General features: G+C 44.4%; 14 protein-coding genes. 7 read left to right on the top strand and 7 right to left on the bottom strand.

Annotation, left to right across the window (positions count from 1 at the left end; all coding sequences use genetic code 11):
• Positions 1-2,247, bottom strand: a complete 2,247-nt coding sequence (locus tag ACQ4N8_RS05940; RefSeq protein ID WP_430703412.1) for a molybdopterin oxidoreductase family protein — start codon at positions 2,245-2,247, stop codon at positions 1-3.
• A gap of 227 nt (positions 2,248-2,474) precedes the next feature.
• Here ACQ4N8_RS05940 and ACQ4N8_RS05935 point away from each other — a divergent pair, with 227 nt between their 5' ends.
• The 4 genes from ACQ4N8_RS05935 (at position 2,475) to ACQ4N8_RS05920 (ending at position 7,156) form a co-directional block, all read left to right on the top strand.
• Positions 2,475-2,924, top strand: coding sequence for a DUF2642 domain-containing protein (locus ACQ4N8_RS05935; RefSeq protein WP_430703517.1), 450 nt, complete (start codon positions 2,475-2,477; stop codon positions 2,922-2,924).
• Positions 2,925-3,423: 499 nt separating this feature from the next.
• Complete coding sequence (locus tag ACQ4N8_RS05930; RefSeq protein ID WP_430703411.1) at positions 3,424-5,301, top strand: electron transport protein; 1,878 nt, start codon at positions 3,424-3,426, stop codon at positions 5,299-5,301.
• Positions 5,302-5,441: 140 nt separating this feature from the next.
• Complete coding sequence (locus tag ACQ4N8_RS05925; protein WP_430703410.1) at positions 5,442-5,855, top strand: hypothetical protein; 414 nt, start codon at positions 5,442-5,444, stop codon at positions 5,853-5,855.
• Positions 5,856-6,346: 491 nt separating this feature from the next.
• Entirely contained in the window at positions 6,347-7,156 is an 810-nt protein-coding gene (locus ACQ4N8_RS05920; RefSeq protein WP_430703409.1) for a tyrosine-type recombinase/integrase, read from the top strand.
• Positions 7,157-7,314: 158 nt separating this feature from the next.
• Here ACQ4N8_RS05920 and ACQ4N8_RS05915 read toward each other — a convergent pair whose 3' ends face one another.
• Together ACQ4N8_RS05915 and ACQ4N8_RS05910 are read right to left on the bottom strand one after the other, a co-directional pair.
• The gene (locus ACQ4N8_RS05915; protein ID WP_036644998.1) at positions 7,315-7,512 is read right to left on the bottom strand and encodes a heavy-metal-associated domain-containing protein; all 198 of its coding nucleotides are present in this window, start codon (positions 7,510-7,512) and stop codon (positions 7,315-7,317) included.
• Positions 7,513-7,555: 43 nt separating this feature from the next.
• Positions 7,556-9,964, bottom strand: coding sequence for a heavy metal translocating P-type ATPase (locus tag ACQ4N8_RS05910; RefSeq protein ID WP_430703408.1), 2,409 nt, complete (start codon positions 9,962-9,964; stop codon positions 7,556-7,558).
• 182 nt (positions 9,965-10,146) lie between these two features.
• Here ACQ4N8_RS05910 and ACQ4N8_RS05905 point away from each other — a divergent pair, with 182 nt between their 5' ends.
• The 3 genes from ACQ4N8_RS05905 (at position 10,147) to ACQ4N8_RS05895 (ending at position 11,862) form a co-directional block, all read left to right on the top strand.
• Positions 10,147-10,470, top strand: a complete 324-nt coding sequence (locus ACQ4N8_RS05905; protein WP_430703407.1) for a hypothetical protein — start codon at positions 10,147-10,149, stop codon at positions 10,468-10,470.
• Positions 10,471-11,006: 536 nt separating this feature from the next.
• Complete coding sequence (locus ACQ4N8_RS05900) at positions 11,007-11,414, top strand: NusG domain II-containing protein (RefSeq protein ID WP_430703406.1); 408 nt, start codon at positions 11,007-11,009, stop codon at positions 11,412-11,414.
• Positions 11,415-11,433: 19 nt separating this feature from the next.
• Complete coding sequence (locus ACQ4N8_RS05895) at positions 11,434-11,862, top strand: hypothetical protein (RefSeq protein ID WP_430703405.1); 429 nt, start codon at positions 11,434-11,436, stop codon at positions 11,860-11,862.
• A gap of 57 nt (positions 11,863-11,919) precedes the next feature.
• On the opposite strand, the gene ACQ4N8_RS05890 is transcribed toward ACQ4N8_RS05895, so the two are convergent.
• The 4 genes from ACQ4N8_RS05890 to ACQ4N8_RS05875 all read right to left on the bottom strand — a co-directional run bounded on the left by ACQ4N8_RS05890 (position 11,920) and on the right by ACQ4N8_RS05875 (position 15,036).
• A complete protein-coding gene (locus ACQ4N8_RS05890; protein ID WP_430703404.1) occupies positions 11,920-13,290 on the bottom strand; it encodes a sensor histidine kinase in 1,371 nt (456 codons plus the stop codon).
• Positions 13,283-13,990: a response regulator transcription factor gene (locus tag ACQ4N8_RS05885; protein ID WP_430703403.1), complete on the bottom strand. Its 708-nt coding sequence runs from the start codon at positions 13,988-13,990 to the stop codon at positions 13,283-13,285. Before ACQ4N8_RS05885 ends, ACQ4N8_RS05890 begins: the two co-directional genes overlap by 8 nt.
• 64 nt (positions 13,991-14,054) lie before the next feature.
• The gene (locus tag ACQ4N8_RS05880; protein ID WP_430703402.1) at positions 14,055-14,336 is read right to left on the bottom strand and encodes an FAD/FMN-containing dehydrogenase; all 282 of its coding nucleotides are present in this window, start codon (positions 14,334-14,336) and stop codon (positions 14,055-14,057) included.
• A 79-nt stretch (positions 14,337-14,415) separates the two neighbouring features.
• Positions 14,416-15,036 (bottom strand): class I SAM-dependent methyltransferase, encoded by a 621-nt coding sequence (locus tag ACQ4N8_RS05875; protein WP_430703401.1) that lies wholly within the window; start codon positions 15,034-15,036, stop codon positions 14,416-14,418.
• Between the last annotated feature and the right edge of the window lie 24 nt (positions 15,037-15,060).

Raw genomic sequence — 15,060 nt, 5'->3', positions numbered from 1 at the left:
TCAGCACCTCCCTCCCATCATCAGTTTCTCCACTTTGCACGCGGCGTTTTTAAACATCGGTTGCTTGGAAACCATATCCCATGCATCAAGCGTTAATTCATTTGCGGCTTGTGTATCATGAAGAGCCCCATAATGAAAAGGTACAAAAATCATACCGACTGGCGCTGAATCCGTGACTCTGGCGGGAACGATAATAAACCCGCGTCGCGTCGATACTTTTAGCGGGTCCCCCGTTTTAACGAGAAGGTGGCCCGCATCGGTCGGATGAATTTCCGCATATCCTTCCGGTGCAGCCATTTGCAAATTCGGGGCTCTGCCGGTTTTGGTCCGTGTGTGCCAATGAAATACTTGTCTGCCTGTATTCAAATAAAAAGGGTACTCTTGGTCCGGGGTCTCGAGAGGCAAAGACCAATGAATGCCATAAAGAATAGCCCGGCCGTTTGCACCTAACTCTTGGAATTCCTTCTTCGTCCGTGATCTGCCTGTTAAGATGTTCCTGCCGTAAGATTCGGCGTAATCAACAAAAGTGTTGAAAATTCCGTCGGTATACAGCCTTTCCTTACCGTTCGGATATTGTTCATTACATGGCCATTGAATTCCGCCCAGACGTTCCATCTTTTCGTAGGTCATCCCGGACATATCGCAAGGCCGTCCCTTAGAAACGGCCTTCCACTCCTCAAACGCCTCTACCGGTGTCGAATACTTAATGAGCGGATTCCCATCCTTATCTTTAAATCCCATTCTTCTTGAAAATTCAAGCAGTATCTCAAAATCGGTCGGGAGTCCGAATGGTGGGTCAACCGCTTTTCGCAGTACATTCACCCTGCGCTCTAAATTTGTCATCGTCCCTTCTTTTTCGCCCCACAATGCCACCGGCAGCACAATGTCCGCCAACTCTGCCGTTTCGCTTAAAAACGGATCTTGAACAACCAGAAAAACCTTTTTCAATAGTTCAATTATACGTCTTCGATTCGGTAAAGAAACCGCCGGGTTCGTAAACATAACCCAGAACAATTGGATAACACCCTGATCAATCAAATCCATCATATTCATAACATGGGTCTGTGGACCAACGGGGAGGCTCTCCGCCGGAACGTTCCATAATTCCGCGATTTGGCGAATATGTTCGGGGTTATCGCTATTCCGGTATCCGGGGTAAAAACCGGCCCCCCCTACTTCACGGTTGGACATTGCGCTTGGCTGGCCGGCATGCTGAAAAGGACCGGACCCAGGCTTTCCGATTTTACCCATAATGAGATGCATCGAATTCACCAGCGTACCGGTGGCAGTTGCATCCATACTTTGGTACACACCCTGCAACAGTATAGATAAAGTTGATCGGGATTGTCCGATCCATGCGGCTGCGGTAACAAGATCTTCGCTAGGTATACCCGTGATTCTCTCCACGACATCAGGGGTATAATGGATGACCGTTTGATAAAGTTCCTTAAAACCAACTGTATGATTATCAATAAATTCCCGATCAATCCAGTTGTTCTGGATGATGAGATGGATCAGTCCGTTCAAGACGGCGACGTTCGTCCCGCTTCTGGGCATCAGAGCCAGATCCGCCATCCGATCGCTGAGATCATTCCGCGGGTCGATTTCAATGATTTTGGTTCCATTTCTCTTTCTTGCCTCCAGGGTTCTTTCCCAAAGTACCGTATTCGTTTCATTGGAATTCCGTCCAATAAAAACAACGACTTCAGTGATGTCCACGTCTTCCATACAGCTCGGGGGGCCATCGGAACCAAACGATTCGATGAGCGACCATTCCGCAGTAGCTGTGCAAAGCCGGGTATTGGCATCAACGTTATGCGTACGGATTCCGGCTCGCGTTATTTTCGAAATGGTGTAATACTCCTCAAGATAGGCTTGGCCGGTATGGTAAAACCCGACGCCTTTGGGCCCCTGTTTATGCAAGACGGAATTCATCTTCTCAACAATGAATCCCATAGCATCTTCCCAGGTTGCCTGAACTAGTGTTCCGCTGGAATTCCGGATTAAAGGCGTGGATAAACGATCCATACTGTTGTTCGCATACCACTGGTTTTCACCTTTTGGCCCTAATCGTCCGCGATTAACCGGATATTGTAGATTTCCTTTAATACCCACAATTTTATTGTCCTTTACCGCAATAAAACACCCACATCCGTTCGAGCATATATTGCAGGTCGAATAGACCCAACGGTCGATCTGGCCTTGGGTATATACGTTCATGTCTTCCCGCACCGTTTTCCAAGACATGACCAATCACTCCTTTTGCCAAACGAGATGTTGAGGACTGATGATTTGCTGCATCTGTTGATAGGAAGGAAACGAAGGGGAATAGGAGACTTTTCGATAAGGCAAAAACGGGGGGATCGGCGGGCTCATTGTAGAGTAAATTGGGATCAATTGCCTCGGCATCCCTGTTTCCGCACGAAACGGGGTTGTAATCAGCTGATCAAGCATAAGTGCTTGAAAAACGGATAATGGGCGTTGTTGTTCCGGGTGATTCACAAATTTTCACCACCTATCTTCTGTACTACTTCTTATCTATGCAATGCTCGAAGGAGAATAGTACACGAAAACATTTCAGGCTGTGCAAAACGGACAACTCAATGAATTCTACCCCCCTTTTTAAATTTACGAATAGCACTTTAGGATGTAATTCATTCGCTAGCCCCTTCTCCACAATATTTCCGGTCCCAATGGTACCTCAACCAAACCAATATGTTACTCGACTCGATCCTGTTTTTGTCGACCATCTGAGCAGGCATAAGGGGCGCCCCATTTCCTTAATGACAACAGCCGGGAAACTAGAAGGAATTCTCTCGGGCATTGCGATTGATCACGTTCAATTGAGCATGGACCATAAGGCTATCCATGTTAGGATTGCCCAGATTGTTTACTTTGAGGGATTGCCGGTTTCATATCGGTAGACATCATTCCTATTTGATCACTAGAAAAAAATCAGCCTAAATCGCGAGGCTGATTTTTTATACATTATTTTTTATTATTTTTTGCTTATCCTCCGATTTTCATAGTAAAGTACCTTATGCTTATGCTTTACATATATGGCAGCATCAATGGGGTTACCCGATTCCATTGCCCTTTTGTATAAATGAAATAGCACTGAAATGGTCGGATGCAGAAATACAAGGTCGTGAACGGTACCATTCTCATTAATAATTGTGGAATTTGAACTATGGTCAACCAAATTTGCGCGCCTAACAATTAGCTCATCCCCGGTTATTGTAATCTCCCCATTATTGACTCTTTTAATAATCATTAGATCACCTTCTTTTTTCATTTAAAAACAGATTTATGTCAAATGAGCTTGATCGATTCAAAAAAGTTATTTTTTTGCTATTAAGGGGCAACCTAAGCACAAAGTGGTTGTAATTTACTTAAAATCATCAATAAGGAGGGAGCTTAGTTTTGGCAAAAAGAGGAAAGATCATCTTGTTCCTGATCCCCATCATTTTGGCGGGAGGATGGATTACACTGTATTATTGGGAACCTGAATACGCCTATATGCCATCCAGGGAACAAACCCTTAATCAGCATGAAAACAGCCAAGGAGTGGCCCAATCGGAGGTACTCTGGTATGATCATCCTTCCATGCTTTCTCCCGAGAACGGTGTGGTTCAAGTCGACGACAGTTTATTAAAGTTAGGCCGGGCCACCTTATATAAAGAAACCTTCGGCAATGAAGTATTTATGACTGATATCATGGGTATTGTCAACGGGCCGTTAACGATACCGAACATGGCTAAAGCAATCGTTCTACTTCAAGGGAAAGGTACGACAAATTTACGGGTTGAACTTGCTGAAGATATCACGCTGGGAGACCGCACCTACAAAAAGGGGGAGAAAATCAACACCGGTATTGATGTGCCTAAAGGGGCCTATGCCCCGCTAGGCATGCCGGTTAAATATACGGAGGGGAAAGTGAAGGTGGGAATAAGCTGCATGGCCTGCCACGCCACGGTCGACCCCCAAACGAAAAGAGTGATCGAAGGTGCCCCAAATACGGACCTCAATGCCGGTTTGCTCATGGCGCTCGCAACCAATTCAACCGCCTATTTTACGCATACCGATGTGGAGAATGTAGCCAAGTATATTAAAAAATCCACTCCATTACCTGATCCGGCCGCCTTGGAAAAAGCCGTGGACGCCAACCTCGTCAAGTGGCCGAAAGGGAATTTTGATTCCACCATCGATATGAAGAGCAATCCGGCGCAAATTCCAGACTCTTTTACCAAAGGAGGACATCCCTACGGTTGGAGCGGATTTGCGGCAGCCGGCCCCTTTCACGGGCTTAGTGCTTTCAGCAATAACGTTCATGCGCAAAACTCGGATTCCCTGGCGCAAGCGGAAGCAAGCCCGGCTTTATTCGGATTGGATAAAGAGGTGTACCTGGGGACGATATTGCAAAATGCGGCGAATCCCAAATACCGCTATGACCCCAAAAGCGGCCTGAATCCATCGGAATTTTTCGCCAAGGTGGACCCTACTCCGGGCGTACCTGGCGTCAATGAAATGATCAAGCCACCCTCATTTCCCAAGCTGACGTTAATGGCCCCTGATGGATTGTTTATCAGTTCAAGCGGGTATAAGGTAGGTGAACAAGTCAATGCGATGGCAGCATACCAAAACACGATCCTCCCTCCCGGGAACCACGGCGAAACGGATCGGAACGTACTGGGTGTGGGACAAGCCGTATTTAAAAAGGCCCAATGCATCTCTTGCCATGCAGGGGAGGCCTATACCAACCACCGAATTGTCCCGTCCACCATCATCGGCACCGAGCCCTCCCGAGCCCGTGCATTGAAGAAAACGGAAAAAATGTTCGGATACGCAACGATGTTTACCCCAGATACTCCGGTTCCTGTTCCGCCAAATGCCAAGGTTATGAAAGTCCCTTCGGATTATTTGGAACCAGACCAGTTGGAATTAGCCTATGCTTGGGGCAACTCGCCGGGGGGTTATAAAGTCAAAGGGTTGATCGGTCTGAGATGGACGGCGCCATATCTTCACGACGGAGGGGTTGCCGTGGGACCGGTTTTATCGCAATTAGGGATCCCCGGAACCGTGGAGAAAGGAATTGCCCCCGACGCGGCCAACAGCTTGCGTGCATTGATCGACCGCCAACTAAGACAACAAGTGATCGAAGCCAACAAAAGCCAAAAGTCCCTGAAAGATGTTCATGTCGCAGGAAGCGGACACGAATTTTGGGTTGATGAATCCGCAGGTTTTACAAAAGAGCAACAAGACGCTTTAATTCGGTTTTTGCTTTCTCTTAAGGGGAAATAAACATGAAAAAATTTACCTTCCATAAATTGAGCCCCGGCTAAAACAGAAGTCGCCGTAAAGCTGCTTTTATATGAATTTAACTCTTTACAAAATCCCCTTTGAAGGAACCTTGATCCGGCCTGAATAGACAGGCATAAACGGTGAAGGCCCCACTTTGGTTCACGGATGAGGTGACTGAAGAAAATTATCAAGAAGTCTTGAACACTGTTCCCGATGTTAAAATCAACATCACGAGCACCTATGTCACGGTCAAATTCGAGAATGAAACAGACAAAATCAAAGGACTGGGGCCGCTGGTCAACGCCAACTTTTTTCATTTATTCGATGATTTTTCCGAGCACCGGTCCGTGCTTATCCCGCAAAACAGAATGTTTATGACTGACCCTAAAAAAGATGCTAATAACAAAATGATCGCTGGGATCAGCGGGTACCCAGATGCAGTGTTCATCCGCTTCATTCCTGACGATAAAACGATGCCCATCCAAGTTAACTTAATTGAATACGAATGTTATGGACGTTACAAAAAACACGTCTGGAAAAATTCGAGCATCTAAATGGGCACATTATCCCGCAGTTGATGCGGTTCGCATCCACCTTTGGTATTGCTACAGACACAAAAATCAGAGAAGATACGATCCATAAATGGTCCGGAAAAATCATCAAATACATAACGATGATTCGATCATGTCCAAAGCAGCGACGTGGATGCACGAACTGGACCCCGAAATCAAAGAACAGACCATTTCATACAAGCTTCACAGCTTGCTGGACAAGGCAATATCGATACCGGTGAGAGGACTCGAACCTCCACGGGTCTCCTCACTCGATTTTGAGATTGGAGCTATGGAAGGAGGGAAACACTCGTTCGCCAATCGCCGAGATTCCGCATGGGACAAGGTAAGTCGGACATGGATTATTTTTCCACCGCCCCACGACAGGGTTGTGTGCACTCGCTAAACCCACAGATTGAAGCGGCTAAGGGCCGTCAGGCGCGCCAATCTTTTTACCGCACCAAACTCCCGATCCAAATTCCGGGAGGTTTCACATGCAAATTAACTCTGAATCCACTGTAGCATACGATGCTGTTTCGGCAAAAAACCAATACACCGAAGCCGTACGGCTGTTCCTAATGGACTGCCAGTTCCGTAATCTCTCAAAGTTCACCATCGAAGGTTATCACGTTTACCTCAAGTCATTGCAACGCGATCTTGAAGATTGGTGCCTTTCCCTGGATACTCTGACCCCTAAAGACCTCTCCGTTCGCATGATTAACAAGATGCGCGAACAGCAATATAAGCCCAATACTATAAACGAAAAGATTCGCACACTTCAGCAGTTTTTCAAGTTTTTATTCGAGGATGGATTGCTGACGACCAACCTTGCCGAAGGGTTAAAGCCCCTCAAGAACAAACGGCAAGTCGTTCATACTTTTTCCGAAGAACAGATCCAACGCATCATCCTAGCCTCCCCCGATCAAACTACATTTACCGGCTTACGGGACTATGCCATTATGCTTCTTTTCCTTGAAACTGGCATACGCGTCATCGAAATGAGCCATTTGAAAATCTCAGATGTGAATTTCGAGGAAAATGCGGTACACATTCAAATGGGGAAAAGCCGTAAATTCCGATTGGTGCCATTTCAGGCCACATGTGCGGAGATTCTCAAACGATATATCGCAGAACGGGGAGATCAGCCCTTCAACGACCTTTGGGTCACGGTTTTCAATACACCCATGGCGAGAAATTCCTTCATTAAAATGGTGAAGGAGTATTTTCATCGAGCCGGCATTACTGGTGTGAAAGGCGCCTGCCATGTGTTTACAGCGGCATTAACCACACGAACGACAAGTTGATCCATGGTATATTGAATGTACAAAAGAAACCTCTCCTTTTTGAATGGTTGCTCGTCACTTCCATTTTACCAAGGATTGGTTTCTTTTTGTTTACCTAAATGAAAATAGAGGGACGGCCCTCTAGCAACTGGCATTCAAAGAAATATTGAACTAATCATTTAATTTACTTTATAGCCTGTCTTGTTAATGGCTTCTTTAATCTCATCCAAAGAAACTTTATTATCGTCGAACTCAACTGCAACGGATTTGGAAGCTAAATCAACTTCACACGATGCACCAACATTCTCTACTGATGTTTCTACCTTTTTAGCGCAGCCTCCACAGTGCATGCCTTCAACGATCAAATTTGCTTTCATGATTGTTACCTCCATATTTTGATTTCGTTTTTGAATTCACTTTTTATAATTTTACTCTTTGCAGACGAAGCGAATTAAGCACGACGGATACAGAACTAAAGGCCATCGCTGCCCCCGCAAGCCACGGGGCTAAGAAACCTAGAGCCGCGATCGGAATTCCCAAAGAGTTATAAGCCAAGGCCCAAAAGAAATTTTGTCTAATATTGCTCATGGTTTTGCGACTCATATAGATCGCATCCGGAATGCTGTTTAGATCTCCCCGCATTAAGGTAACATCCGCTGCTTCCATGGCCACGTCGGTACCTGTACCAATAGCCATACCTATGTCCGCAGTAGCAAGAGCGGGAGCATCATTAATGCCGTCACCGACCATCGCCACTTTTTTTCCTTGAGCTTGAAGCTTCTTGACTTCTTCTGCCTTACCTTCAGGCAAAACCTCTGCTAATACGTGTTCAATACCTACTTCTTTGGCGATGGCGTTAGCCGTTCTTTGGTTATCCCCTGTAATCATGACAACTTCAATACCCAGTTGTTTTAATCTCGAGACAGCTGCTTTTGAGGTTTCTTTAATTGTATCGGCAACCGCAACCAGCCCAGCATAGGCGCCATCAATGGCTACCAGCATTGCCGTCTTTCCTCCCGTCTCCAGGTCCTCCATATTGGAAACCGCCTCAGCATAAGCGATATTCCGAGAAGTTAGAAGTTTTCGGGTTCCAACCAGCAGCTCGCGGCCATCTACAACGGCACGAATTCCATGTCCGGGTATCGCTTCAAATTGCTCTGTTTCCGGAATGTTGATTCCTTTGGAAACTGCACCGTTTACGATAGCTTCGGCAAGCGGATGCTCCGACTTTTTCTCGGCGGCCGCAACCAAACGCAAGAACTCATCTTCGTTTAATGCGTTTGTTATAACATCCGTAAGCTCAGGTTTCCCTTTTGTAACCGTTCCTGTTTTATCCAGAATAATGGCATTAATTTTATGCGTCGATTCTAAATGTTCGCCCCCTTTGAATAATATCCCCGCCTCTGCGGCGCGTCCGGAGCCGGCCATAATCGAGGTTGGCGTCGCCAACCCGAGGGCGCAAGGGCAGGCGATTACAAGAACGGCAATCAATTTTTCCAGCGCCTCCGCAAAATTGCCTGGCGCTACAAAGAAATACCATACTAGAAACGTTACTACAGCAATAGCTACGACGATTGGCACGAACACGCCTGAAATCCGGTCGGCCACTCTTTGAATAGGCGCCTTCGAGCCTTGGGCTTCTTCAACCACCTTAATAATTTGAGCCAGGGCAGTTTCTTTGCCAACCTTGGTGGCTTCAATCTTCAAAGAACCATTTTTATTGATTGTGGCTCCAATGACGCCTTCACCGGGATTTTTCTCAACCGGAATGCTTTCCCCTGTGATCATGGACTCGTCAACCGACGAAGTGCCTTCAACAACTACTCCATCAACCGGAATCTTCTCCCCTGGTTTGACCACGATCAAGTCGCCTACAATTACCTGCTCTACGGGAAGAGACACTTCTTGTCCATCACGTATGACCAAAGCCGTCTTGGCCTGTAATCCCATTAAGGTTTTAATCGCTTCGGAAGTGCGTCCCTTGGCAAGCATTTCAAACAATTTACCCAAGATGACCAAAGTGATGAGGACGGAACTTGTTTCAAAATAAAGCTCAGCCGTTCCATGATGTCCCCCCATAAACTGCCATTCAAAAGTCTTATATACGCTATAGAAGTAAGCCGCTGAAGTGCCGAGGGCAATCAGAACATCCATGTTAGCACTTTTATTTCTAAGCGCTTTATACGCTCCCGTATAAAACTCTTTCCCGATCCAAAATTGCACCGGAGCGGCTAATACCAGTTGAACCCAAGGGTTTAACAGAAACCCTGGAATCCACATAGAGGAAGTCCACTGGAAATGCGCGATCATTGCCCATAGCAAAGGCAGGGAAAGTGCTGCGGAGATAATTAGTTTCACTTTTTGTTTCCGGATCGCCTTGGCCCTATGGTCCTCTTGCTTTGACTCGCTTTTCGGCGTGGCCTGGTAGCCCAGTTTCTGTACCCGTTGAATCATATCCTCCACAGTAACCACGGAGGGCGTGTATTCCACGTGAGCCGATTCTATGGCCAGATTTACGTTAGCCTTCGTCACTCCCGGTAGCTTATTGAGCCCCTTTTCGATTCGTGTAGCACATGCGGCGCATGTCATTCCCCCAATTTGGAAATCAGCCGCAGACTTTACAGTTCCATATCCAAGATCAGAAATTTTCTTTTCAAAAGCCTCAATGTCGGTTTTATCCGAATCAAAGTGAACCGTTGCTTTTTCTAAAGCTAAATTGACATTAGCCGATTCTACTCCGTCCACTTTGTTTAATCCTTTTTCAATCCTTGTAGCACAAGCAGCACATGTCATACCTGAGATCTGCAAAGAAACCTGTTTGCTTGCCATGTCCGATCCACCTCGTTTTTTCAAGTAAATTGCTCAATCAAAATATACCCTACCCGGGTATCCTATGTCAATGCACTATTTTTATTTTGTTGGTGTTCCTTTTATCGACATTCCTTAGTATTGCCCACTTTTGAAGAGGAGAAGTATAATGGGAGAAGTTTGTATTACCATCGGAGGGTGTTATGAACGAATTGATTACAAAATTAGCTAATGAATATAAGCAAGATAAAGAATCCGTTTACCAAATATGGTTTCTGAAGAATGAGGAAAGATTAAAAGCATTTCGCACGATTAGAAATGGGTTATTCGAAGTGATTAACGCCATAGAAAATAGAACTTTCGGAAATGATTTTAAAGGCTCGCTTTTAGAAACAGTTATTACAGCAATTTCTGAGCAAAAACAAATATTTACTGGAGCAGCCCATGCTTTTTATTGGAAACCCAAACTTCGTATACCCGACATTTATGAAAATGAAAATAATCAATTAGCATTCGGGCGTTTTTGAAAGCTTGCATTTCAGCCACCAATGAAAGACAAATTCTTCAGGAGATTGTGAAACTTGATCAACTTCAAAAGTAGCTAATATCCTTTATTTCTTGCACCCCGCTCTCTTCCCTCCATTTAATACTGCCATTGTTAATGGGTTTAACACTCTTTTTGACATGAAAATAAAGTTAGGATCATTCATTGCAATTACATAAGTGAAGCGCATATTCTAACGGAACAAGCCATATTCATGAAGTATAATATAGGCCTAGGGGGTATAAGCATTGATCTTCTTCCCAATAATTGCATTGTTTTTTCTTCTAGCCGCATGGGTTTATTTGTTTATCATTTCTTTTCGTACACAGTTAAGTAGTATGGCCGGCATGATGACAGCGATGGCAGTGGGAATGTCTGTTGGTTTAGGAATGGGCAGTCTTCTGGCAGTAATAATTTCAGACGACTTAAATTGTTCCGGATATCACATCATTTCTACAAAGAAAACACATATTTTTCGGATACAATTTAAAGAGATATTATTCCGGGGATGACCAACAGATGGAACATAAGCTTAAAAAGGGTGACTTAATCTTAGTTGTTTGCATTACTTTACTGGCTACATTTTTATTGGGAGCCAGATGGCTCACAAAGGATACTGAGACGAACACGAACGAGGATTATTATGCAACGATTAGAGTAGATAATAAGATCTTCAAGACGGTGAAGCTTACCGATGAACCCCAAATGATCGAAGTAAAAACAGAAAGAGGCTATGATATCCTGAAGGTCCATGACAAAGGTATTGAAGTCATCGAATCCGATTGTCCGCAGAAGATTTGCTTCACTTTCGGACTAATCTCCAAACCCAAAGAAGCCATCATTTGTTTGCCATTGCGAATGTATATAGAGGTCAATGGATCAGAAAAAAATAATGCCGAAAACGAGATCGATGCTTATGTAAAATAAGCCGGTGCATAAATAAGGAGTGCTCAATGATGAAAAAAAGTCGGCGTGGGCAGTAGGAGCGTTTTTAATTATTGTTGTCTTGGGGGTTGGAAGCATTTTTACTTATAAATTTATCGGTAGTTCAAGTTCCTTCCCCTTTAATGAGGAGACTTATGATTGGCAAAATAACGGTAAAGAAAAACGGTACATTACTCAATTAATCGAGGGCTATGTGGATACTTTAGTGAAAGGCGTCGTTAAAACGGATACGGATTGCGATGCAGACGAAACAGGAATAAGTAGATGCCAAAATCAAATCGAATTGGAGAATAAAAAAATAGTAACGGTTACTAACATCCATAATATGCAAAACTTCGCCTGCTTCTCCCCAGGTGATGAGGTTGAATTTTCAGCCATTAACCGAAGGATGGGTAACAACCCTCAAAACAAAAGGTGCCAGTGTTCATGATTCGACAAATTAAAATGAATTAAAAAGATGAGCTTATCTTTTAAGACAGCTCATCTTTTATATTAACTTTTTTGGAAAGTGTAATGTAAACCGGGTGCCTTGATTGATTTTACTCTCAACATGAATACTGCCGCCGTGTGCTTCTACGATGGCTTTTACGATGGCCAATCCGATTCCGGCACCGCCTGTTCTACGATCTCGCGATTTATCTCCACGATAGAAACGCTCAAAGATATACGGTAGCTCATCGGACGCTATGCCTGTACCCGTATCTGAAACCGTTACGTTCACATGATCTGCGACTTCAGAAATACTAACATGAATTGAACCTTCGCCGGTATATTTATAGGCGTTATTCAACAGGTTCACAAAAACTTGAACCAGTCGTCCAGCGTCGCCGGTGATAACCACAGGAGTTTCTTCCTGAATGATGAGATCGATCGGTTTCTCCTTAAACTGAGCCTTGACCGTTTTTTCAGATTCTCTGATCACCTCAACCAGTCTAACCGGTTCTTGTTTTAGCTTGAGCATCGGATTTTCGACCGCTGACAAGTTCTCCAAATCATGAATAAGCTTTACTAATCGGATAACTTGCCCATGGCATACCTCCAATTTATCGGGCGTCGCTTCCCATACGCCATCTTGAAAAGCTTCAATATGGCTTTGGATCGTGGCAAGCGGAGTGCGTAATTCATGAGCGATATCGGCTGTTAAATTTTTGCGTAACTGATCTTGTTGCTCCAGTGCATCCGCTAAATGATTTAAAGCGAGCCCCACCTCCTCGATTTCCGTTTGATGATGGGTCAATGCAACACGTGAAGACAAATTCCCTTCCTTCATTTGAGTAGCTATTTGTTTGATGCGCAATAAAGGTCTGCTTAGACTATTTGCCATGATTACGCTAAATAGCGTCACTCCGACAATAGCCAAGACAAAGGCCACCCAAAGTAACGTGTTAAACAGGTTCAAAAACTGGCGGTTTTGCGTTTCAAAATTGCTTGCAAGTCCCTCAATTTCGATCCTGCCGATCTTTACACTATTTTTCGTAATGTCTCGCGCTATGACTTTTGTATTAAAATCAGTGCCTCCTCCCGTCAGTGCAGAGGCATTCATCATTCTCCCCATTGATTTCGTATCCCAGATCAAACGGCCTCCGGCATCATAAATGCTTACGTTATAGTTCCGAAGCATGGCTTGGTGGGATACGGACATTAAAGAATCCATCGACCATCCGCCTGAATTTGCATGATAGGATCCGGCCAAATCTTCAACAATCATATCCGCTTCTGCTTGCTGCTGGCTCTGCGTATACCTTCCAAATGAGAAAGACATAACGAGATAAACAATGAACATGATAAGTAACAGTGAACCGAGGCTTACGCCTAGATGCGAAATTAACAGTCTTTTACGCAGTCCTCCGCTATTCATCAGGGCCCCCCTGAAATTTATAACCCACCCCATAGACCGTAATAATAAACGATGGATTTTTCGGGTCATCACCGATTTTTTGGCGGATGTTCTTGATATGGACATCGATCGTTCGTTCCATACCTTCAAAATCATCCCCTTGTATCAGATTAACCAGTTCGAAACGGCTAAATGCTCTTTTAGGATGTTTGGCTAAAGTTTCAAGTAATTTGAATTCAATGGGGGTAAGCTGGACGATTTCGCCCCTGACTGTTACTTCATGACGTTCCGGATCGATGGATAGGCGGTTCCCGCCGAAAGAAATCTTTTTTTCCTTCAACATATATCCGGCAGACTTCGATCTTCTTAGCAAGCTCATAACCCTCGCCATCAGTTCCCGAGGGCTGAACGGCTTGACAAGATAGTCATCAGCTCCGATTAATAGACCGTGAACAAGGTCATCTTCACCGCTTTTGGCGGTCAACATGAGGATAGGTGTATCCGATTTCTTTCGGATCGTTTTGCAGACATCCTCACCCGAAAGGTCCGGAAGCATTAAGTCCAAGATGATTAAGTCAGGTTGGAGATTTTCAAAAAGCCGAAGCGCCCCCTGCCCTGAATCTGTTTCATAAACGAGGTAATCCTGTTTCTCCAGATAGGCTTTAATGACGCGGAGAAGGCTTGGCTCATCATCGACAATTAAAATTTTTGTCCGTTCCATACAAATCCTTTCATTAAATAAGACAAGACCCCACGTAACTCGCGAGGCCTGTCTAAATTCGTGATTAGAAGTTCATCATATTGCTGCCCATCTGAGTATTGTTCATCATACCTTTAGCACCCGAGCCATTGCCACCATGGCAGCTATTATACATCTCCCGAATTTGCTCTTCGGAGAGATCAGGGTGCATTTGCTTGGCATACGGCAACATTTGTTCGAAGGTGCCTTGACTATTTGCTTTACCACTATCGCCGGTACCGTTTTCGGATGTAGCTGCATAAACACCTGCCGTTCCAATTCCCATAACCAAAGCCATCGTTGCGATTCCAATCCATAGTTTTTTCATTAGTATCTCCTCCTTTTAAATATAATATAAACAGTAAATATGAAGAACTAATTTATAGATTGTGAAGAAGTTATAAAGATCAAACTATTGTATTCAGGGTTAGACTTCTGACGATTGTCGAAAACAACCGCTCGTTTTGTTCAATATCGAGCCCCGCTTTTTCCACATTTTCTATCGTTCTTCGATTGATATTCGCCCCAGACATCTTTACAGTGATTGGATTAAGCAGATCCATGATTTTTCCCACAACCGGGTTATCGCTACGCATATGCTCCAGTAAACGAATTTGTCCTTCCGGCTTACATACACGAGCCATTTCTTTCATCCCTTGTATAGGGTCCGGAACAGAGCAAAACACGCAGGTAGCTATTACATAATCAAAGGTATGGTCCGCAAAATCCATGTGCTCTGCATCCATTTCAATCAAATTTACTTTCATGCCAAGTTCTTCTGCGCGTATCTTGGCGTAATTCAGCATACTGGGACTAAAATCTATTCCTGTTAATGAAACGGAAGAAGAATAGTAAGGAAGATTAGCTCCCGTACCAATACCAACCTCTAGAATATTACCGCTTAATCCTGATAATAAGTTGCTTCTCCAAGTTTTCATCATCTTACTGTCCATTTTGTGAAACAGAGGGGCTACGCGATTGTATCGTCTTTTTATTCTTTCGGTTTGGATCTTATTCAATTTTTTCACCTCGGATTTGAACTTAGGGAACCG

This window comes from Paenibacillus macerans, assembly GCF_050565405.1.
Taxonomy (GTDB): domain Bacteria; phylum Bacillota; class Bacilli; order Paenibacillales; family Paenibacillaceae; genus Fontibacillus; species Fontibacillus macerans_B.
The sequence above is the reverse complement of the archived record's forward strand: the minus strand, read 5'-3'. Positions and strand labels throughout refer to the sequence as shown.

Bases quoted from the DNA above. Each gene is read 5' to 3' on its own strand.
- ACQ4N8_RS05940 (WP_430703412.1), bottom strand. From the start codon at position 2,247: ATGTCTTGGAAAACGGTGCGGGAAGACATGAACGTATATACCCAAGGC.
- ACQ4N8_RS05935 (WP_430703517.1), top strand. From the start codon at position 2,475: ATGGGCGTTGTTGTTCCGGGTGATTCACAAATTTTCACCACCTATCTT.
- ACQ4N8_RS05920 (WP_430703409.1), top strand. From the start codon at position 6,347: ATGCAAATTAACTCTGAATCCACTGTAGCATACGATGCTGTTTCGGCA.
- ACQ4N8_RS05915 (WP_036644998.1), bottom strand. From the start codon at position 7,512: ATGAAAGCAAATTTGATCGTTGAAGGCATGCACTGTGGAGGCTGCGCT.
- ACQ4N8_RS05910 (WP_430703408.1), bottom strand. From the start codon at position 9,964: ATGGCAAGCAAACAGGTTTCTTTGCAGATCTCAGGTATGACATGTGCT.
- ACQ4N8_RS05905 (WP_430703407.1), top strand. From the start codon at position 10,147: ATGAACGAATTGATTACAAAATTAGCTAATGAATATAAGCAAGATAAA.
- ACQ4N8_RS05900 (WP_430703406.1), top strand. From the start codon at position 11,007: ATGGAACATAAGCTTAAAAAGGGTGACTTAATCTTAGTTGTTTGCATT.
- ACQ4N8_RS05890 (WP_430703404.1), bottom strand. From the start codon at position 13,290: ATGAATAGCGGAGGACTGCGTAAAAGACTGTTAATTTCGCATCTAGGC.
- ACQ4N8_RS05885 (WP_430703403.1), bottom strand. From the start codon at position 13,990: ATGGAACGGACAAAAATTTTAATTGTCGATGATGAGCCAAGCCTTCTC.
- ACQ4N8_RS05880 (WP_430703402.1), bottom strand. From the start codon at position 14,336: ATGAAAAAACTATGGATTGGAATCGCAACGATGGCTTTGGTTATGGGA.